This window comes from Cupriavidus neocaledonicus (assembly GCF_000372525.1).
Taxonomy (GTDB): Bacteria; Pseudomonadota; Gammaproteobacteria; order Burkholderiales; family Burkholderiaceae; genus Cupriavidus; species Cupriavidus neocaledonicus.
The window spans coordinates 41,009-59,607 of record NZ_AQUR01000096.1; the positions used below are offsets into that span (position 1 = coordinate 41,009).

An 18,599-nucleotide genomic window follows, 5' to 3' on the forward strand; every position below is an offset into this window, starting at 1 on the left:
TCAGAAATTGCAGAGTTTCAGCAGGAACGGGATATCGGCATCGACCGAGCGCGGGCGCAGGTCGCCGTCCTGCTGCGTGAAGCGCACCCACAGCATGTACTTGTTGGCGCTCATCTCGGGGATGAAGGCCAGCAGCGAGTCGTCCAGGTAGACCTGCATCAGCTGGTAGCTGCGGCCCGACAGCATCTGCTGGTAGCTGCCGCCGGTGGCGATCACCTTGCCGCTCTGGCCGGCTTCGCGCAGCAGCCGCAGCACGATGGTGGTGCCCATGCGCAGCGACACCAGCGGACGCGCCCATTTCAGGATGTCGGCGCGGCGGTCTTCGGCGGGGCGATGCTGCCATGCATAGTAGGCGGGCAGGTCGAACTCGCAGGTGCCGCCGGGGATGATGGCGCGGCTGCGGATGCTGGTCAGCCACTCGTTGTCGGTCAGCAACTGCCCGGCCTTGCCCACGGTCTGGTTGAGCATGGCGATGCCCTGCTCGATCTCGCCGATGACCGAGTCGAGCGCGTCCTGGTCGATCTGCGGATTGGCGCGCAGCGGCGCCAGCGCCTGGCGCTGGCGCTCCAGTTCCTTGATCAGGTCGGTCTTGAGGTCGGCGCGGCCGGCGACGTCGATGATCTCGAACAGCGTGGTCAGCGCGACATGGTGCTGCTGGGCATGATCCTGGCCGAGGAAGTATTCCAGCCGATCGAACAGGTCTTCCAGGCGCAGAAGAGTCCTGATGCGTTCGTTGAAAGGGTATTCGTACAGAATCAAGTGCTGTGTCCGTGCAGGGCGTCGGGCGCTTCAGGGGCGGCCCGGTGCAGAATGAGGCCCGGGAAATACCGGAAAGGGCGATCTATGCGTGTGGAATACCGGCACTATGCGGCGATTTCCCGGCATGTTCCAGCGCATTCTATGCGAGACCAGGTCCGAGGACAATGTCGCCCGCATGATGCCATGCGCCACCGCGCCGGCCCGGCGCGTTATGGATGGACCGTGCCCGCGGCCGACAGTTCACGGTAGTAGCGATCGAGCCGGTCGACCTGCGCCACCAGCGCCTGCACCGGTCCGTCGTTGTCGATGACGTCGTCGGCACATGCCAGGCGTGCGGCGCGCGTGGCCTGCCTGGCCATGATCGCCAGCACCTGTTCGCGGCTGAAGCCGTTGCGCGACATCACGCGGGCCACCTGCGTGGCTTCGGTGCAGTCGACCACCAGCACGCGGCCGACGCGTTCGCGCCACGAGCCCGACTCCACCAGCAGCGGTACCACGTAGATCAGGTAGGGGTGCGCGCCGGCAGCGCGGATCGACTGCGCGCGTTCGGTGGTCAGCGCGCGGATCAGCGGGTGCGTGATGGCTTCGAGCCGCGCCTTGGCGGCGGGATCGGCAAACACCAGTGCGCGCATCGCGTCGCGGTCCATGGCGCCGTCCGGGCGCAGGCAGGCCGGCCCGAAGGCTTCGACCAGCGCCGGGATGGCGCGCCCGCCCGGGGCGGTGATCTCGTGCGCGAGCAGGTCGGTATCGATGATCGCGGCGCCGCGCGCGGCAAACATGTCGGCAACGCGGGTCTTGCCGCTGCCGATGCCGCCGGTCAGTCCGATTTCCAGCATGTGAGGTTCTGTCAGACGTTGTTGCCGCAACGATACCAGCATCGGCCGCTTCGGCCCCGGTCCGATGCCGGGCGCCGGGCGCCGGAGGCGGCCATTACCAGGCGAACAGTGGCAGCACGCCGGGGCCGAGCAGCAGCACCACCACGCCGGCCAGCGCAATGAAGGGCCCGAACGGGAACGGCGTGTCGCGATCCTGGCGCCGCAGCGCGATATTGGCCAGCCCGAACAGCACGCCGGCCACCGACGACAGCAGCACCAGCGCCGGCAGCGCCTGCCAGCCGAACCAGGCACCGAGCGCCGCCATCAGCTTGAAGTCGCCGAAGCCCATGCCTTCCTTGCCGCGCAGCAGCCGGAACAGCCAGTAGGCGAGCCATAGCACCAGATAGCCGGCGGCGGCGCCGATCACCGCGTCGGGCAGCGCCACGAACAGGCCGGCCAGGTTCAGCAGCAGGCCGAGCCACAGCAGCGGCAGCGTGATCTGGTCCGGCAGCAATTGGGTATCGGCATCGATCATGGTCAGCGCCAGCAGCCCCCACACCAGCACCAGCGCAGCCAGCGCCTGCGCGTTCGGGCCGAAGCGCCATGCCACCAGCGCGCTCAGCACGCCGCAGGCCAGTTCCACCAGCGGATAGCGCACGCTGATCGGCGCCTTGCACGCCGAGCAGCGGCCGCGCAGGAACAGGTAGCTCAGCACCGGCACGTTTTCCCACGGGGCGATGGCGTGGCCGCAATGCGGGCAGGCCGAGCGCGGCACCATCAGGTTGTAGCGCCCGGGGTAGGGCAGCGGGTCGCCGCGCAGCTCGGCAATGTAGTTGGCCTCGTCGCGTTCCATCATGCGCGGCACGCGATGGATCACCACATTGAGGAAGCTGCCGACCACCAGCCCCAGCAGCGCCGCTGCCGCCACCAGGAAGACTGGCGGCAGCGCCGCCAGCGCGTGCAGCAGCGGCGCGGTGCCGGTCGCGGCTCCGGTCGCGGCTCCGGTCGGAAAAGGGGAAGCGGACCACACCGGCTGCATCGCTTACACCACCTGTCCGAGCTTGAAGATCGGCAGGTACATCGCCACCACCATGCCGCCGATCAGCACGCCCAGCACCACGATGATCAGCGGCTCGATCAGGCTGGAGATGGCCGCGACGGCGTCGTCGACCTCGCGCTCATAGAACTCCGCCACCTTCAGCAGCATGTTGTCCAGGGCACCGGACTCTTCGCCGATCTGCGTCATCTGCAGCACCATGTTGTCGAACACATGGGTCGCCTGCATCGCGTTGGTCAGGCTGGTGCCGATGCGCACCGATTGCTCGATCTCGCGGGTGGCGTCGTAGTAGACCCAGTTGCCGGCGGCGCCAGCCACGGACTCCATCGACTCCACCAGCGGCGTGCCGGCCGCGAACATCGTCGCCAGGGTACGGGTCCAGCGCGCGATCACGGCCTTGCGGAACAGGCTGCCGAAGATCGGCAGCTTCAGCAGCGTGCGGTCGGTGGCGCGCTGCACCTTCTCGGATTTCTTCAGCGCGCGCAGATAGAAGCTGATGCCGGCCGCCGGCGCGCCGATCACCAGGTACCAGTACTGGACGAAGAAGTCCGAGATCGCGATCACCAGCAGCGTCGGCGCGGGCAGGTTGGCACCGAAGCTGGAGAACACGCCCTTGAACGCCGGGATCACGAACAGCATCAGGATCACCGTGACGGCAAAGGCGACCGTCAGCACCGCGATCGGGTAGATCATCGCGGACTTGATCTGCCCCTTCAGCGCGATGGTCTTCTCCATGTACAGCGACAGGCGCTCCAGCAGCGAGTCCAGGATGCCGCCCTGTTCGCCGGCATCGATCAGGTTGCAGTAGAGCGTGTCGAAGTACTTGGGGTGGCGGCGGAACGCCGCTGCCATGCTGCTGCCGGCCTCGATGTCGAAGCGGATGTCGGACAGCAGCTGTGTGAAGTTGGGGTTGACGTGCCCGCGCGCAATGATGTCGATCGACTGCAGCAGCGGGATGCCGGCCTTGAGCATGGTCGACAGCTGGCGGGTGAAGTAGGCGATGTCCTTCTCGGTGATCTTGCGCCCGCGCGCGGCCTTGCGCTTCTTCAGCCTGACGATGGTCAGGCCCTGCTTGCGCAGCGTGGCGGTGACCTCGGCCTGGTTTTCGGCGCGCAGTTCGCCGGTGAAGGTCTTGCCCTTGCGGTCCTTGCCTTCCCACTCGAAGATGTACTGGGTGGGGGCCTTGCGTCCCTTCCCTGATTTGGCCCGTGACGGTGCCCCCGTCCGGGCGGCCGCTGCTGGTGCGCGCGTCGCCATGGTATTGACCCCCGATGTAAATGACGCTTGTTGTGCGTCTTGTCTTTACGTTGTGTCCCGCTTGCCTACGTGTTCGTGGTCGCCAGCACTTCTTCGAGTGACGTGACGCCCTGCCTGACCTTCAGCAGCCCCGCTTCGCGCAACGATAGCACGCCGTCCTTGCGCGCCTGCTCGGCAATCTGCAGCGCCGTGCCGTGCGCCAGGATGATCTCCTGCATCGCCTCGGTGATCGGCATCACCTGGTAGATGCCGCAGCGGCCCTTGTAGCCGCTGCCGTTGCAGCGCTCGCAGCCGACCGGATGGTAGGGCTGCCAGCTGCCGTCCAGGTCCTGCTCGCGGAAGCCCGCTTCCAGCAGGGCCTCGCGCGGGATCTCGCCTTCGCGCTTGCAGGTGCACAGTCGCCGCGCCAGCCGCTGCGCGGTGATCATCAGCACGCTCGACGCGATATTGAAGGCGGCCACGCCCATGTTCATCAGGCGCGTCAGCGTGGTCGGCGCGTCGTTGGTGTGCAGCGTCGACAACACCAGGTGGCCGGTCTGCGCGGCCTTGATGGAGATGTCGGCGGTTTCCAGGTCGCGGATTTCGCCGACCATGATGATGTCCGGATCCTGGCGCAGGAACGAGCGCAGCGCGGTGGCGAAGGTCAGCCCGGCCTTGTCGTTGACGTTGACCTGGTTGATGCCCGGCAGCTGGATTTCGGCCGGATCCTCGGCCGTCGAGATATTGATGTCGCCCTGGTTCAGCAGGTTCAGGAAGGTGTACAGCGACACGGTCTTGCCGCTGCCGGTCGGGCCGGTCACCAGCACCATGCCGTAGGGGCGCTTGATCACGTCCAGCAGCAGCGCCTTCTGCTCCGGCTCATAGCCGAGCTGGTCGATGTCGAGCTTGTCGGACGACGATTCCAGGATCCGCATCACGATCTTCTCGCCGAACAGCGTCGGCAGCGTCGACACGCGGAAGTCCACCGCCTTCTCGACGGTTTCCTTGGCATCCTTGTCCTTGGGCAGCGCGATCAGCAGCTTCATGCGGCCGTCCTGCGGCACGCGCTTTTCAGAAATATCCAGCCGCGACAGCACCTTGATGCGGGTCGCGATCTTGTCGCGGATATCCAGCGGCGGGCGCGCGACCTCCTGCAGCACGCCATCGACACGGAAGCGGATGCGGTAGAAGGTTTCGAACGGTTCGAAGTGCAGGTCCGAGGCGCCGCGGTGGAAGGCCTCGGTCAGCAGCTTCTGCAGGAAGCGCACCACCGGGGCGTCGTCGATGTTGTCGGCCGTGGTGCGGTTGCGCGGGTTGGCGGCGGCGGCGACCGGATCGTATTCGATCATCTTGCGCTCGGCCTGCACCGGCGAGATGTTCTTCAGCGTGCCCAGCGCCTCGCCGGCGGCGCGCACATGCTTCATCAGCTTGTCGTGCTCGACCACCACCGCTTCGACCGGCAGCTTGTACTTGTCGCGGATGGCGTCCAGGCCGGCCTGGTTGGACGGATCGGACAGCGCCAGCACCAGGCGGTTCTCGCGCCGGCCCAGCGGCAGCAGCCGGTGGGCATGGAATTCACGGTTGCCGGCCAGCGCCGGCGGCACCTTGGCGAGGTTGTACTGGGCCAGGTCCAGCAGCGGCAGCTGGTACTTGTCGGCGGCGAACAGCGCCAGGTCGTGCGCGCTCATGGTGCCGCTGCCGACGATCTCGTCGATCAGCTGCGATTGCTTTTCACGCGCGGCCTGCTCCAGCTGAGCAAGCAGGGCGGGCGCGATACGCCGGCTCTGGGCCAGGGCAAGTCCGAGTGTCATGGCAGGTGCGCAGTGCGGTTAGGCGGTAAGGCATGCAGGCAAGGGCGGACGAACCCACGTCCCCGGCTCGGGGCAGTTTGACGCTGGGGTCACTTTTTGTAAAGGCGAGGACGGCCCGGTATTGGCGTTTGCGCGACACGGGCGCAACCCTACTTGCGCGGGGAGAAATGGCGCCGATGAAGGACAGCTTAGGGGCTTTGGAGCATCCCCAAGGTCGGAGACATTGTGCGAAGCCAGAATGGCAAAAGGCCGAACCACTGACGTGAGTTCGGCCTTTCTAAATCTGGTCGGGGTGAGAGGATTCGAACCTCCGGCCTCTACGTCCCGAACGTAGCGCTCTACCAGGCTAAGCTACACCCCGATTTGGTTTTGCTTGCCGTCGCCGTGCGTCAGCAGCAAAGAAGGTAACTATAACAGCGTTTTTCCTGAAATGGAAGAGGTGTTGCAAACCTCAGGACTGCCGCTGCAGCGAGAATGCGCAGAGCTGGATCAGCGTTTCCTTCAGCTCGGACGGCGGGAACTGCCGGGCTGCCTGCTCGGCGGCTTCGGCTTCGCGCCGCGCCGCCTCGAAGGTGACCTCGAGCGCGCCGCTGGCGTGGATCGCGGCGAAGACCGCGTCGAAATGCTCGGTGCCGCCCTGCACGATCGCGTCGCGGGCCAGCTGGCGCTGCTCGGCGGTACCGTGCTCCAGCAGGTGCAGCAGCGGCAGGGTGGGTTTGCCTTCGCGCAGGTCGTCGCCGGCGTTCTTGCCCATCTGCTCGGCGCTGGCGGTGTAGTCCAGCATGTCGTCGATCAGCTGGAACGCGGTGCCGATGCGGCGGCCATATTCGGCGGCGGCTTCTTCCATCTGCGCGTCGGCGCCGGACAGCACCGCGCCCAGTTGCGCGGCGGCCTCGAACAGCTTGGCGGTCTTGTAGCGGATCACCTGCAGGTAGCGCTCGATGGTGACGTCGGGGTCGTGCATGTTCAGCAGCTGCAGCACCTCGCCCTCGGCGATCACGTTGGTCGCGTTGGAGAGGATTTCCATGATGCGCATGCTGCCGGCATCGACCATCATCTGGAACGCGCGCGAATAGAGGAAGTCGCCCACCAGCACGCTGGCCGCGTTGCCGAACACCGCGTTGGCGGTATCACGCCCGCGCCGCAGCTCGGACTCGTCGACCACATCGTCGTGCAGCAGCGTGGCGGTGTGGATGAACTCGACGACGGCGGCCAGCTCGTGGTGGCGGTTGCCGTCGTAGCCCAGCGCGCGCGCCGTCAGCAGCAGGATCACCGGGCGCAGGCGCTTGCCGCCGGCACCGATAATGTATTCGCCGATCTGCTCGATCAGCGGGACTTCAGAGGACAGCCGCTGGCGGATAACAGCATCGACCGCGCGCATGTCTGCAGCGACCGGGGCAAGCAAGGCAGTGGCGGAAGGCTGGGACAAGATGATCACCGTTACGCAAAACCGGACGATTATATGCGATGCAGGGGGCGTTCTACGCATGCCCCGCATAGTTTGCCGGGCTGTCCGCCGGGCAATGGGCTCAGGGTATGCGCGCAGCGGCGCCGATCATGGGCGCCACTATAATTGCAGCCATGGACAAGCCCATACCTCGCCGCCAACTGCGCCGCACCGCCTGGTGGGTGGCGTTTGCCGCACTGGCGGGGTTCCTTCTCGCCGATCTGACCTGAGCGTAGCCGCCGCCGATTGTGCCGGGCGCGCCGCTCACAGGCTATGTGCCTGTTTTCTTTGCGGTTTTCCCCAATCTCGTTTACAATTCCCGGTTTCCTCCGGTAGTCGCTCGCCTTGCGGGTCCTTGCCGGCGGGAGATAACCGGACCGCAGCGCGCGGTTTCGGCGTTTTATTCACATCCGAGAGGTTCGACAATGTACGCGGTCGTAAAAACCGGCGGCAAGCAATACAAGGTTGCTGCTGGCGAAAAACTGAAAGTAGAACAGATACCGGCAGACATTGGCGCAGAAATCACGCTCGACCAGGTGCTCGCAGTGGGCGCCGGCGACCAAATCAAGTTTGGTACGCCGCTGGTGAGCGGGGCTTCCGTCAAGGCTACCGTTATCTCCCAGGGTCGTCACGACAAGGTGAAGATCTTCAAGATGCGCCGTCGCAAGCACTACCAGAAGCGTCAGGGCCATCGTCAGAATTACACCGAACTGCGCATCGAAGCGATCGTTGCCTGATCGATCGAGCGTAATCCGGTAAAGCGACAGGAGTAAGACATGGCACAGAAAAAAGGCGGCGGTTCCACGCGGAACGGCCGTGATTCCGAATCGAAGCGTCTGGGCGTGAAGGTGTTTGGTGGCCAGGCCATCAACGCCGGCGGCATCATCGTGCGCCAGCGCGGTACCCGCGTGCATCCCGGCGACAACGTCGGCGTGGGCAAGGACCACACGCTGTTCGCCCTGGTCGACGGCCACGTGCAGTTCGCCGTCAAGGGCCCTGCCAAGAAGCAGCAAGTCAGCGTCGTTCCGGCGGCCTGATAACAGCCTTTGCAGCACGAAAGGCCCCGCAACGCTTGCGGGGCTTTTTCTTTTCTGGCGAAGTAAACTACGCCGGCGCCCGATCTGCCGATCCCTGCCGATCCATCACGGAAAACCCATCATGAAGTTCATCGACGAAGCCCGAATCGAAGCCATCGCCGGCAACGGCGGCAATGGCAGCGCCTCGTTCCGGCGCGAAAAGTTTGTGCCCTTCGGCGGCCCGGATGGTGGCGACGGCGGCCGCGGCGGCAGCGTGTTCGCCGTGGCGGACCGCAATATCAATACGCTGATCGACTTCCGCTACGCCAAGAAGCACGTGGCGAAGAACGGCGAGAACGGCCGCGGCTCCGATTGCTACGGCGCGGCCGGCGAAGACATCACGCTGCGCATGCCGGTGGGCACGCTGATCACCGACATGGACACCGGCGAGGTCATCGCCGACCTGACCGAGCACGGCCAGCGCGTGTGCCTGGCCGAAGGCGGCATGGGCGGCTGGGGCAACCTGCACTTCAAGTCCAGTACCAACCGCGCGCCGCGCCAGCAGGTCGACGGCAAGCCGGGCGAGCGCCGCATGCTCAAGCTCGAACTGAAGGTGCTGGCCGACGTCGGCCTGCTGGGCATGCCCAACGCCGGCAAGTCGACCTTTATCTCGCATATCTCCAACGCGCGCCCCAAGGTGGCGGACTATCCGTTCACCACGCTGCATCCCAACCTGGGCGTGGTGCGCGTGGACCATGAGCAATCGTTCGTGGTCGCCGACATCCCCGGCCTGATCGAGGGCGCGGCCGAGGGCGCGGGCCTGGGACACCAGTTCCTGCGCCACCTGCAGCGCACCGGGCTGTTGCTGCATATCGTCGACCTGGCGCCGTTCGACGAGGCAGTCGATCCGGTCGCCGAGGCCAGGGCCATCGTCAACGAGCTGAAGAAGTACGACGAAACGCTGTATGAAAAGCCGCGCTGGCTGGTGCTGAACAAGCTCGACATGGTGCCCGAGGACGAACGCGCGGCGAAGGTGAAGGACTTCCTCAAGCGCTACAAGTGGAAGGGTCCGGTGTTCCAGATCTCGGCGCTCACCGGCGAAGGCTGCCGCGAGCTGATCTACGCGATCAAGGACCACCTGCAGGCGATCAAGGCCGAAGAGGCCGCGGCGCTGGCAGAGCCGGACATCCGCCTGGACGACCGCCTGCATAACGTCGACCAGGACCAGCGCGAGGCATAAGCAGGGCCAACGGTTTGCTCCCCTCTCCCGCTTGCGGGAGAGGGGCGGGGGTGAGGGCGGGGGCCCGATCAGGCGTGGCGCCTTGTCAAACCACCCCTCACCCTGCCCTCTCCCCATGAAGGGAGAGGGGAACACAATGGGGCGGCGCAGGCCCCCGTGTAAAACGCGTTCCTAGAGACAGGATTCCCGTCATGCAATCGGTCATCGCGCAGGCAAAGCGCATCGTCGTCAAAGTGGGCTCCAGCCTGGTCACCAACGACGGCAAGGGGCTGGACCACGACGCCATCGCCCGCTGGGCGGCCCAGATCGCCAAGCTGCGCGTGGCCGGCAAGGAAGTGGTGCTGGTCAGTTCCGGCGCCATTGCCGAAGGCATGCAGCGGCTCGGCTGGGCGCGCCGCCCGAAGGAAATCCATGAGCTGCAGGCCGCGGCCGCGGTCGGCCAGATGGGGCTGGCGCAGGTCTACGAGAGCCAGTTCGGCCGCTATGGCATCCGCACCGCGCAGGTGCTGCTGACCCACGCCGACCTGGCCGACCGCGAGCGCTACCTGAACGCCCGCTCGACCTTGCTGACGCTGCTGTCGCTGGGCGTGGTACCGATCATCAACGAGAACGACACCGTGGTCACCGACGAAATCAAGTTCGGCGACAACGACACGCTCGGCGCGCTGGTCACCAACCTGATCGAAGGCGACGCGCTGGTGATCCTGACCGACCAGCGCGGCCTGTACACCGCCGATCCGCGCAAGGACCCGGCAGCGCAGTTCGTCGACGAGGCCCTGGCCGGCACGCCCGAGCTGGAAGCCATGGCCGGCGGCGCCGGCACCTCGATCGGGCGCGGCGGCATGCTGACCAAGATCCTGGCGGCCAAGCGCGCGGCCAAGTCGGGCGCCCACACCACCATCGCCTCGGGCCGCGAGGCCAACGTGCTGGAGCGGCTGGCCGCCGGCGAGGCCATCGGCACGCAGCTGCTGGCGCCGACCGGCCGGCTGACGGCACGCAAGCAATGGATGGCCGACCACCTGCAGCTGCGCGGGCGAGTGGTGATCGACAACGGCGCGGTCGAGAAGCTGACCAGCGGCGGCAAGTCGCTGTTGCCGATCGGCGTGGTCGAGGTGCAGGGCGAATTCGCCCGAGGCGAGGTGATAGCCTGTGTCGATGCGCAAGGCAGGGAGGTGGCGCGCGGCATCACCAACTATTCCAGCGCGGAGTCGCGGCTGATCGCGCGCAAGCCATCGTCCGAGATCGAATCCGTGCTCGGCCACCTGAACGAGCCCGAGCTGATCCATCGCGACAACCTGGTGCTGGTCTGAGCGGGGCAAGCAAAAAAAACGGCGGGACTGCCTGGCAGTCCCGCCGTTTTTTCATGCCTGCACCGGTTGCGTCAGCGGGTGCGTCAGCGCTTGTGCGGCGCGCGCGATTGCAGCTCGAGCACCATGTCGGCGGGCTTGCCGGCCACGGTGCGGCCCTCGCAGAAGAAATCGGTCGCCAGCGTGGCGGCGTAGGCGTTGCGCACCCCGGCCTGCATGCGGTGCCAGGTCTCGCCGTAGTCGCTGCTGTTGGGCACCCATTCGGTGGCGCCCGGGGGCAGGGTGGCGTACAGCTTGCGCTCGAACGCGTCGCAGCGCATGCCTTCGAAGGTCACGTTGCGCGCGCCGCTCTGGCTGGTGGTGACCACGGTGTAGCGCACCACGTTGTCCTTGCCCACCGAGATCGACTTGCTGTCCACCGCGAACGACAGCGTGCCGGTGCCCGCCACCGAGAACGGGATCAGGTTGGCCTCCTGCGGCAAGGCCGGCAGCATGGCCTTAGCTTCCTCGAAGGTCTTGGGCGCGAACGGGTTGTTCCAGGTGCTTTCTTCCTCGGCCATTTCCTTGCCGGTGGTCTTGCAGCCGGCCAGCGCCAGGCTGGCCGCGGCAAGCAGCAATGCGGCACCGCTCAGGCCGCCGCGGCGGCCCACGCCGGTCAAACTAGTCATCAGTGCTCCGTGAAGTGGATACCGGCGTCGCCGGCGAATCGAAGTCGGCCGTGGCCGGGGCTTCGGCATTGCCGTCGGCGTCGGCCTGCTGCGCGGCCTGGGCGCGGCTCAGCGCCTGGCCGCGCGGCCCGCCGTGGCGCCCGTGCACGCCGTGGCCACCATGGTTGCCGTGCGTCCCATACGGGCTGAGCGGCACGCGCGGGTGCCGGTTCAGGAAGCGTGACAATTCCGTCAGCGCCATCTGGTAGACATCGCGCTTGAACTCGATCACGGCCTCGAGCGGCACCCAGTAATGGCTCCAGCGCCAGGCATCGAACTCGGGGTGCTCGGTGGCGCGCAGGTGGATGTCGCAGTCCCTGCCGGCCATGCGCAGCAGGAACCAGATTTGTTTCTGGCCCTTGTAGTGGCCGCGGATCTCGCGGCGGATGAACTTGTCCGGCACCTCGTAACGCAGCCAGTCGCGCGTGCGACCGACGATCCTGACGTGCTCCGGAAGCAGGCCGATTTCCTCATGCAGTTCGCGGTACATGGCCTGTTCCGGCGTTTCGCCGTACTTGATGCCGCCCTGCGGGAACTGCCAGGAGTGTTCGCCGATTCGCTTGCCCCAGAAAACCTCGTTTCTTGCGTTGAGGAGGATGATGCCGACGTTCGGGCGAAAGCCTTCACGATCGAGCATGACTGCACCTCGAATCCTTTAGAATTACGCTGATTATAAAGGAAGCGCGCAGCCGGGCCCGGACCGGGGGATGGTGGTTTTCCCCGAGCGGAAGGGCAGTTTCAGGCGCGTGCGCATAATTCAGCGCCGCCGGCCCGCCGGATTGTGCCGGGACGGATTTTTCCGACCGCGGCGGCCCAGAGAGAAATTACGGATGAAAGCCTCGCAATTCTTCATTTCCACCCTCAAGGAAGCGCCCGCCGACGCGGAAATCGTTTCGCACAAGCTGATGATGCGCGCCGGCATGATCAAGAAGCTGGGTGCCGGCATCTACAACTACATGCCGATCGGGCTGCGCGTGATCCGCAAGGTGGAAAACATCGTGCGCGAGGAAATGAACCGGGCCGGCGCGGTGGAACTGTCGATGCCGGTGATCCAGCCGGCCGAGCTGTGGCAGGAAACCGGCCGCTGGGACAAGATGGGCCCCGAGCTGCTGCGCCTGAAGGACCGCCATGAGCGCGACTTCGCCGTGCAGCCCACCTCCGAAGAGGTAGTGACCGATATCGCCCGCTCGGAAATCCGCAGCTACAAGCAACTGCCGGTCAATTTCTACCAGATCCAGACCAAGTTCCGCGACGAGCGCCGGCCGCGCTTCGGCATCATGCGCGGGCGCGAGTTCACCATGAAGGACGCCTATTCCTTCGACCGCGACACCGATGGCCTGCGCAAGTCGTACGAGAACATGTACGACGCCTACGTGCGCATCTTCCGCCGCTTCGGGCTGGAATTCCGCGCCGTGGCCGCCGACAACGGCGCCATCGGCGGTTCGGGCTCGCATGAGTTCCACGTGATCGCCGAAACCGGCGAGGACGCCATCGTCTACTGCCCGACCTCGGCCTACGCCGCCAACATGGAGGCCGCCGAGGCGCTGCCGCTGCTGGCCGAGCGCGCCGCGCCCACGCAGGACCTGGTCAAGACCTTCACCCCGGAGAAGGTCAAGTGCGAGCAGGTGGCCGAATTCCTGAACATTCCGCTCGAGACCAACGTCAAGTCGATCGTGTTGGCCACCGAGGGCGAGGCCGGTGTCCAGATCTGGCTGCTGCTGATCCGCGCCGACCACGAGCTGAACGAAATCAAGGCCTCGAAGGTGCCGGGGCTGGCCGAGTTCCGCTTCGCCACCGAGAACGAGATCGTCGAGGCCTTCGGCTCGCCGCCGGGCTACCTGGGCCCGATCGACATGAAGAAGCCGGTCAAGGTGGTGGCCGACCGCACCGTCGCCAACATGAGCGACTTCGTCTGCGGCGCCAACTACCGCGACTACCACTACACCGGCGTCAACTGGGGCCGCGACCTGCCCGAGCCGATCGTGGCCGACCTGCGCAACGTGGTGGCGGGCGACGCCTCGCCGGACGGCCAGGGCACGCTGGAGATCTGCCGCGGCATCGAGGTGGGCCACGTGTTCATGCTCGGCACGCGCTACTCGGAATCGATGAACGCCACCTTCCTCGACGAGAACGGCAAGACCCAGCCGATGCAGATGGGCTGCTACGGCATCGGCATCACCCGCATCCTGGGCGCGGCGATCGAGCAGAACTTCGATGAGCGCGGCATCATCTGGCCGGCCGCGATCGCGCCGTTCGCGGTGGTGATCTGCCCGGTGGGCTACGACCGCTCCGAAGCCGTCAAGGCCGAGGCCGACCGCATCCATGCCGAGCTGCTCGCCGCCGGCGTGGACGTGATCCTCGACGACCGCGGCGAGCGCCCGGGCGTGATGTTCGCCGACTGGGAGCTGATCGGCGTGCCGCACCGCGTGGTGGTGGGCGACCGCGGCCTGAAGGAAGGCAAGGTCGAGTACCAGGGCCGGCGCGACGCGCAGGCCACCGCCGTCGGCGTGGCCGAAGTGGTCGGCCACGTACGCAACCTGCTGGCGAACTGAGGCCCATGCGCGCCGTCCGCGGCATGAACGCCGCAGCTGCCGCCGCCCGCCGCCTGGCGGGCGCGCTGCTGGTAGCGCTGCTGGCCCTGGCGGCCACGGCGGCGCACGCCGGCGCGCAGAAGGAAGAAGACCTGGCCGATTCCGTGCGCGGCGCGCTGGCCGCTGCGATTGCCGATGACCGGCCGTTGCGGCCGGTGTTCGCGTCCGGCGGCGAGCGCCTGGCCTACCTGAAGTGGCTGGGCGAGATGTCGGCGCGGCTGGCCGCGCGCATCCCCGAGCCGCAGGTGCGGGTCGAGCTGATTGAGGTGGCCTACTACGAGGCCAAGCGCGCCGGCCTGGAGCCGGCGCTGGTGCTGGGCCTGATCCAGGTCGAAAGCAACTTCCGCAAGTACGCGATCAGTTCGGCCGGCGCGCGCGGGCTGATGCAGGTGATGCCGTTCTGGGTGCGCACCATCGGCGACAGCGACGCGCGCAAGCTGTTCCACCTGCAAAGCAACCTGCGCTACGGCTGCACCATCCTGCGCTATTACCTGGACCGCGAGCAGGGCGACCTGTACCTGGCGCTGGGCCGCTACAACGGCAGCCGCGGCCGCCCGGAATATCCCAACGCGGTGCTGGCGGCGTGGAAGCGCTGGCAGTATTCCGAAGCCACCGTCACCGTGGCCGGCGATGCCGAGATCGCGCCGTCGCGCCCGCGCGCGCCGGTGGCGGAGCCGCCGGCACGCAACCCGTTCTCGTCGCAGCGCGTCGCAGCCAATCCGTCATGATCCGCGAAGCATCCGTTGCCGGCGGCAAGGCCGGCTACACCGAATCCTCGCCCGAACTCGAACAATGGCTGGCCCGGCATATCGCCCAGGGCTTTGCCGCCGATGCGCTGGTGCTGTCGATGCTGCGCTCGGGCTACGACGACGCCTTCGCGCGCCGTGCCGTGGCCGCGGCGTTTGCGCAGGACACCGTCGCCGCGGCGCCGGCTCGGGTGGCGCAAGCTGAAGCGGCGGCCGCCGGCACGCCCGCGGTATACGCGGCCGACGGCGGCGACCGCCAGGTGCCGGTGCTATTCCGGCTGGCGTCGCCGCAGGTGCAGCTGTTCCAGCAGCTGCTGAGCGACGACGAGTGCGATGCCCTGGTGGCGCTGTCGCGCGGCCGGCTGGCGCGTTCGCCGGTGGTCAATCCCGACACCGGCGACGAGAACCTGATCGATGCCCGCACCAGCATGGGAGCGATGTTCCAGGTCGCCGAGCACGCCCTGATCGCGCGCATCGAGGCCCGCATCGCCGCCGTCACCGGGGTGCCGGCCGAGCACGGCGAAGGGCTGCAGATCCTCAACTACAAGCCGGGCGGCGAGTACCAGCCGCACTTCGACTACTTCAATCCGCAGCGTCCCGGCGAAGCGCGGCAGCTGTCCGTCGGCGGCCAGCGCATCGCCACCCTGGTGATCTACCTGAACACGCCCGAGGCGGGCGGCGCCACCGCGTTTCCGCGCGTGGGCCTGGAGGTGGCGCCGGTCAAGGGCAACGCGGTCTACTTCAGCTACCTGCTGCCAGACGGCACGCTCGACGACCGCACCCTGCACGCTGGCCTGCCGGTGGCCGCCGGCGAAAAGTGGATCGCCACCAAGTGGCTGCGCGAACGGCCGTACCGCAGCGCGGCGTGAGCCGCCCCACGGCAGCACCAGCAGCACCGGCTGCCCAGCCCGCCAGCCGCTGGTGGGCCGATCCCGCGCTGCCGTTTGCCGAAAGCCGGCGCGCCAGCCACAGCAGCGCCAGCTACCTGGCGCATAGCCATCCCACCCTGTCGGTCGGCGCCGTCGACGGCGGCACCAGCCGCTTTGCCTGCGGCGATGACAGCGCCGAGCTCGCGCCGGGCGCGGTGGTGGTGATCCCGGCGCACCAGGTCCATGCCTGCAATCCGGTGCCGGACGGGCGCTGGAGCTACCAGATGCTGCATTTCGACCCGGCGTGGGTGGCGGCCGTGCTGCACGAGGACAGCGCGGCGCGGGCCTGGCTGCCGGCTCGCGTGATGACGTCGCCGGCGGTCTACGGGCTGGTCTGCGGGTTGAACCGCACGCTGTTCTCGGCTGCCGACAGCGTCGAGAAAGAAGCCGCGCTGGTGGCCTTCATCGGCGATCTGCATGCCGCCATCGACACCGGCGCAACCACCCGGACACTGCCCGTACCGGCCGCCGTCTCCGCCCGCGTGGCGCAATTGTGCGAGCTGCTGCGCGAGCGCCATGCCGAGCGGCTGCCGCTGGCCGAACTGGCGCGCGCCTGCGGCCTGAGCCGCTACCACCTGGTGCGCGCCTTCCGCGCCGAAACCGGCATGACGCCGCACGCCTACCAGCTCGACCTGCGCATCCAGCACGGGCGCCGCCTGCTGCGGCAGGGCGCGGCGCTGGCCGAGGTCGCCCTGGCGCTGGGGTTTGCCGACCAGAGCCATTTCCAGCGCGCCTTCAAGCAGCGCGTGGCCATGACACCGCGCGCGTACCAGCGCGCCGCCTGAGGCGCCGGCCCGGCGCCACACCGCAACTTTCTTCAAGACCGGCCACCGCCGTGCGCACCACACTGCGGACTCTTCACGGAGGGTCGGCATGGACATGGTTTTCGATCTCGCCCCGGGGGCATTGCCGTGGCAGCAATTCGCCATAGTGGCGGGCGCGCATGCGCTGGCGCTGCTCAGCCCGGGGCCGGATTTTTTCCTGGTGGTGCGCAGCGCGCTGCTGCACGGGCCGCGGCGCGCCGGCGCCGTGTGCCTGGGCATTGCGCTGGGCAATGGCGTCTTTATCGGCCTGGCGCTGGCCGGCGTCGCCGCGATGCGGGACTCGCCGCAACTGTTCGCGGCGTTGCAGTGGGCCGGCTGTGCCTACCTGGCGTGGCTGGGCTGGCGCCTGCTGAACGCCTCCGGCGAACTGTCGATCCCGGCGGCGGATGCTGCCGCGAGGCCCGCGCCCTGGCTGGCCCAGCTTGCCGGCGGCTTCCTGTCCGCCGTGCTGAACCCGAAGAATGGCCTGTTCTACGCCAGCCTGTTTTCGGTGCTGGCCGCCAGCCGCACGCCGCAGGGGGTGCAGTTGGCTTATGGGGTCTGGATGTTCGCGGTCGTGTTCGGCTGGGACCTGCTGGTGGCCTACGGCATCGGGCATCCGGCGATCGCCGCGCGCTTCGGGCGTTCGGTGCGGTGGGTCGAGCGCGCCACCGGAGCCGTGCTGTGGCTGCTGGCGCTGGGGGTCGCCTGGCACGCGCTGCGGTGAGCAGGCTGCCTGCGAAGCGGGGCAGGTGGGGCGGCCCTGTATTGGCGTATTTCCCTCAAAGTGTACCGGTACTGTACCGTTAAGTGACCGTAGACTGATTTCCCGAAAGCAGATGAATGCCCCCTGGAGTCAGTCATGGAAGTGTCCCAACTCGCCGCCGGCACCGGTGTCTTTGCCGCCTTTGCCGGCTTTGCCCTGGTGTCGTCGATCACCCCCGGTCCGAACAACACGATGCTGCTCGCCTCCGGCGTGAACTTCGGTTTCCTGCGCACCGTGCCGCATCTGCTGGGCGTCAGCATCGGTTTCGCGCTGATGGTGGCGCTGGTCGGGCTGGGGCTGGGCTCGCTGTTCCACGCGTTCCCGTGGACCTGGCAAGTGCTGCGCGTGGTGGCGACGGTCTACCTGGTCTGGCTGGCGTGGAAGCTGGCCACGGCCGGCGGCGTGCAGGACCAGCAGGTGGCGCGGCCGATGGGTTTCTGGGCCGCCGCGGCGTTCCAGTGGGTCAATCCCAAGGCGTGGGTGATGGCGGTGGGCGCATGCAGCACCTATGTGCTGCACGGCAACCTGTGGCTGAACGTGCTGCTGCTGTCTGGGATCTTCGGGGTGGTGAACCTGCCCAGCGTGGCGATGTGGGCACTGTGCGGCTCGGCGCTGCGGCGCTGGCTGGCGCGGCCGAAGGTGCTGCGGGCGTTCAATATCGGGATGGCGGTGCTGCTGCTGGCGTCGCTGTGGCCGATTTTGGGGGCCTGAGGGCTTCAAGCAAACACTGGCGGACCATCAACCCCTACCGGGATGATGCTTCCTCTCCCGCTCGCGGGAGAGGGCAGACCACCACCAGCGCTCGCGGCGCCGTCTGATTCAAACCAGCGCCCGGATCGAATCGAGGTTACGCCAATACCCCTTCGCGTCCATCCCGCAGCCGAACACATAGCGGTCCGGCACCGCAAAGCCGCAGAAATCCGGATGCATGGGTTTGGCCTTGGTCAGCGTCTTCTCGCACAGCACCGCGGCGTGGAATTCCCGGGCGCCCATGTCCATGATGCGCTGGCGGATCGCGGCCATGGTCTCGCCTTCATCGAGGATGTCGTCCAGCACCAGCACCACGCGGTCCTTAACCGATTCGCGCGGCGCCACGCGCCATTGCATCTCGCCGCCGACGGTCTTGTTGTTGTAGCGCGAGAGGTGGATGTAGTCGAACTCCAGCGGGAACGCCAGCTTGGGCAGCAGCATGCCGGTGAAGACCACCGCGCCGCCCATCACCGACAGCACTAGCGGGAAGTCATTGCCCATCCTGGCGGTGATGTCGGCGGCCATGCGGTCCAGCGAAGCCTGGACTTCTTCGGCGGAGACGATTTCTTCGGAATTGGCCCACAGCTCGCGGGCCTGTTCGGCGCTCATCATGATGTCT

The 18,599-nt window shown here is 67.2% G+C and carries 19 protein-coding genes and 1 tRNA gene; 10 read left to right on the forward strand and 10 right to left on the reverse strand.

The window, feature by feature from the left end:
* The 7 genes from zapD to ispB form a co-directional block, all read right to left on the reverse strand.
* Entirely contained in the window at positions 1-759 is a 759-nt protein-coding gene (zapD, locus tag A3AG_RS0115275; protein WP_012353939.1) for a cell division protein ZapD, read from the reverse strand.
* A gap of 209 nt (positions 760-968) precedes the next feature.
* Complete coding sequence (gene coaE, locus A3AG_RS0115280) at positions 969-1,595, reverse strand: dephospho-CoA kinase (protein ID WP_018006249.1); 627 nt, start codon at positions 1,593-1,595, stop codon at positions 969-971.
* A gap of 94 nt (positions 1,596-1,689) precedes the next feature.
* Positions 1,690-2,613 carry a prepilin peptidase gene (locus A3AG_RS0115285; protein WP_018006250.1) on the reverse strand — a complete coding sequence of 308 codons (924 nt, stop codon included), beginning with the start codon at positions 2,611-2,613 and terminating at the stop codon, positions 1,690-1,692.
* 3 nt (positions 2,614-2,616) lie between these two features.
* Entirely contained in the window at positions 2,617-3,888 is a 1,272-nt protein-coding gene (locus A3AG_RS0115290; RefSeq protein WP_018006251.1) for a type II secretion system F family protein, read from the reverse strand.
* A gap of 65 nt (positions 3,889-3,953) precedes the next feature.
* A complete protein-coding gene (gene pilB / locus A3AG_RS0115295; protein WP_018006252.1) occupies positions 3,954-5,678 on the reverse strand; it encodes a type IV-A pilus assembly ATPase PilB in 1,725 nt (574 codons plus the stop codon).
* 284 nt (positions 5,679-5,962) lie between these two features.
* A tRNA-Pro gene (locus A3AG_RS0115300) sits at positions 5,963-6,039 on the reverse strand.
* Between the two features lie 90 nt (positions 6,040-6,129).
* Positions 6,130-7,059: an octaprenyl diphosphate synthase gene (gene ispB, locus A3AG_RS0115305; RefSeq protein WP_051073525.1), complete on the reverse strand. Its 930-nt coding sequence runs from the start codon at positions 7,057-7,059 to the stop codon at positions 6,130-6,132.
* A gap of 491 nt (positions 7,060-7,550) precedes the next feature.
* Here ispB and rplU point away from each other — a divergent pair, with 491 nt between their 5' ends.
* The 4 genes from rplU (at position 7,551) to proB (ending at position 10,691) form a co-directional block, all read left to right on the forward strand.
* The gene (rplU, locus tag A3AG_RS0115310; protein ID WP_006576525.1) at positions 7,551-7,862 is read left to right on the forward strand and encodes a 50S ribosomal protein L21; all 312 of its coding nucleotides are present in this window, start codon (positions 7,551-7,553) and stop codon (positions 7,860-7,862) included.
* A gap of 39 nt (positions 7,863-7,901) precedes the next feature.
* On the forward strand, positions 7,902-8,162 hold the full coding sequence (gene rpmA / locus A3AG_RS0115315) for a 50S ribosomal protein L27 (protein WP_018006254.1): 261 nt from the start codon (positions 7,902-7,904) through the stop codon (positions 8,160-8,162).
* 121 nt (positions 8,163-8,283) lie between these two features.
* Positions 8,284-9,381 carry a GTPase ObgE gene (gene obgE, locus A3AG_RS0115320; protein ID WP_018006255.1) on the forward strand — a complete coding sequence of 366 codons (1,098 nt, stop codon included), beginning with the start codon at positions 8,284-8,286 and terminating at the stop codon, positions 9,379-9,381.
* A gap of 191 nt (positions 9,382-9,572) precedes the next feature.
* Complete coding sequence (gene proB, locus A3AG_RS0115325) at positions 9,573-10,691, forward strand: glutamate 5-kinase (protein WP_018006256.1); 1,119 nt, start codon at positions 9,573-9,575, stop codon at positions 10,689-10,691.
* An 83-nt stretch (positions 10,692-10,774) separates the two neighbouring features.
* Here proB and A3AG_RS0115330 read toward each other — a convergent pair whose 3' ends face one another.
* Positions 10,775-11,356 (reverse strand): CNP1-like family protein, encoded by a 582-nt coding sequence (locus A3AG_RS0115330; protein ID WP_018006257.1) that lies wholly within the window; start codon positions 11,354-11,356, stop codon positions 10,775-10,777.
* Positions 11,349-12,032 (reverse strand): RNA pyrophosphohydrolase, encoded by a 684-nt coding sequence (locus A3AG_RS0115335; RefSeq protein WP_018006258.1) that lies wholly within the window; start codon positions 12,030-12,032, stop codon positions 11,349-11,351. Before A3AG_RS0115335 ends, A3AG_RS0115330 begins: the two co-directional genes overlap by 8 nt.
* 193 nt (positions 12,033-12,225) lie before the next feature.
* Between A3AG_RS0115335 and A3AG_RS0115340 the strand changes: the two genes are divergently transcribed.
* The 6 genes from A3AG_RS0115340 to A3AG_RS0115365 all read left to right on the forward strand — a co-directional run bounded on the left by A3AG_RS0115340 (position 12,226) and on the right by A3AG_RS0115365 (position 17,941).
* On the forward strand, positions 12,226-13,947 hold the full coding sequence (locus A3AG_RS0115340) for a proline--tRNA ligase (protein ID WP_018006259.1): 1,722 nt from the start codon (positions 12,226-12,228) through the stop codon (positions 13,945-13,947).
* A gap of 5 nt (positions 13,948-13,952) precedes the next feature.
* On the forward strand, positions 13,953-14,714 hold the full coding sequence (locus A3AG_RS0115345) for a transglycosylase SLT domain-containing protein (protein WP_018006260.1): 762 nt from the start codon (positions 13,953-13,955) through the stop codon (positions 14,712-14,714).
* Positions 14,711-15,601 (forward strand): 2OG-Fe(II) oxygenase, encoded by an 891-nt coding sequence (locus A3AG_RS0115350; protein ID WP_018006261.1) that lies wholly within the window; start codon positions 14,711-14,713, stop codon positions 15,599-15,601. The genes A3AG_RS0115345 and A3AG_RS0115350 overlap by 4 nt, the downstream gene beginning before the upstream one ends.
* Positions 15,598-16,446, forward strand: coding sequence for an AraC family transcriptional regulator (locus tag A3AG_RS0115355; RefSeq protein ID WP_035848876.1), 849 nt, complete (start codon positions 15,598-15,600; stop codon positions 16,444-16,446). Before A3AG_RS0115350 ends, A3AG_RS0115355 begins: the two co-directional genes overlap by 4 nt.
* A gap of 88 nt (positions 16,447-16,534) precedes the next feature.
* Positions 16,535-17,191, forward strand: a complete 657-nt coding sequence (locus A3AG_RS0115360) for a LysE family translocator (protein ID WP_018006263.1) — start codon at positions 16,535-16,537, stop codon at positions 17,189-17,191.
* Positions 17,192-17,326: 135 nt separating this feature from the next.
* Entirely contained in the window at positions 17,327-17,941 is a 615-nt protein-coding gene (locus A3AG_RS0115365) for a LysE family translocator (RefSeq protein WP_018006264.1), read from the forward strand.
* Between the two features lie 108 nt (positions 17,942-18,049).
* Here the strand turns inward: A3AG_RS0115365 and A3AG_RS0115370 are convergent, their stop codons facing one another.
* The gene (locus A3AG_RS0115370) at positions 18,050-18,592 is read right to left on the reverse strand and encodes a hypoxanthine-guanine phosphoribosyltransferase (protein WP_018006265.1); all 543 of its coding nucleotides are present in this window, start codon (positions 18,590-18,592) and stop codon (positions 18,050-18,052) included.
* Positions 18,593-18,599 lie beyond the last annotated feature (7 nt).

Bases quoted from the DNA above. Each gene is read 5' to 3' on its own strand.
- A3AG_RS0115360 (WP_018006263.1), top strand. From the start codon at position 16,535: ATGGACATGGTTTTCGATCTCGCCCCGGGGGCATTGCCGTGGCAGCAA.
- A3AG_RS0115330 (WP_018006257.1), bottom strand. From the start codon at position 11,356: ATGACTAGTTTGACCGGCGTGGGCCGCCGCGGCGGCCTGAGCGGTGCC.
- proB (WP_018006256.1), top strand. From the start codon at position 9,573: ATGCAATCGGTCATCGCGCAGGCAAAGCGCATCGTCGTCAAAGTGGGC.
- A3AG_RS0115350 (WP_018006261.1), top strand. From the start codon at position 14,711: ATGATCCGCGAAGCATCCGTTGCCGGCGGCAAGGCCGGCTACACCGAA.
- A3AG_RS0115345 (WP_018006260.1), top strand. From the start codon at position 13,953: ATGCGCGCCGTCCGCGGCATGAACGCCGCAGCTGCCGCCGCCCGCCGC.
- ispB (WP_051073525.1), bottom strand. From the start codon at position 7,059: ATGCGCGCGGTCGATGCTGTTATCCGCCAGCGGCTGTCCTCTGAAGTC.
- A3AG_RS0115290 (WP_018006251.1), bottom strand. From the start codon at position 3,888: ATGGCGACGCGCGCACCAGCAGCGGCCGCCCGGACGGGGGCACCGTCA.
- coaE (WP_018006249.1), bottom strand. From the start codon at position 1,595: ATGCTGGAAATCGGACTGACCGGCGGCATCGGCAGCGGCAAGACCCGC.
- A3AG_RS0115285 (WP_018006250.1), bottom strand. From the start codon at position 2,613: ATGCAGCCGGTGTGGTCCGCTTCCCCTTTTCCGACCGGAGCCGCGACC.
- A3AG_RS0115365 (WP_018006264.1), top strand. From the start codon at position 17,327: ATGGAAGTGTCCCAACTCGCCGCCGGCACCGGTGTCTTTGCCGCCTTT.
- A3AG_RS0115370 (WP_018006265.1), bottom strand. From the start codon at position 18,592: ATGATGAGCGCCGAACAGGCCCGCGAGCTGTGGGCCAATTCCGAAGAA.
- obgE (WP_018006255.1), top strand. From the start codon at position 8,284: ATGAAGTTCATCGACGAAGCCCGAATCGAAGCCATCGCCGGCAACGGC.
- A3AG_RS0115335 (WP_018006258.1), bottom strand. From the start codon at position 12,032: ATGCTCGATCGTGAAGGCTTTCGCCCGAACGTCGGCATCATCCTCCTC.
- A3AG_RS0115340 (WP_018006259.1), top strand. From the start codon at position 12,226: ATGAAAGCCTCGCAATTCTTCATTTCCACCCTCAAGGAAGCGCCCGCC.
- rplU (WP_006576525.1), top strand. From the start codon at position 7,551: ATGTACGCGGTCGTAAAAACCGGCGGCAAGCAATACAAGGTTGCTGCT.
- pilB (WP_018006252.1), bottom strand. From the start codon at position 5,678: ATGACACTCGGACTTGCCCTGGCCCAGAGCCGGCGTATCGCGCCCGCC.
- rpmA (WP_018006254.1), top strand. From the start codon at position 7,902: ATGGCACAGAAAAAAGGCGGCGGTTCCACGCGGAACGGCCGTGATTCC.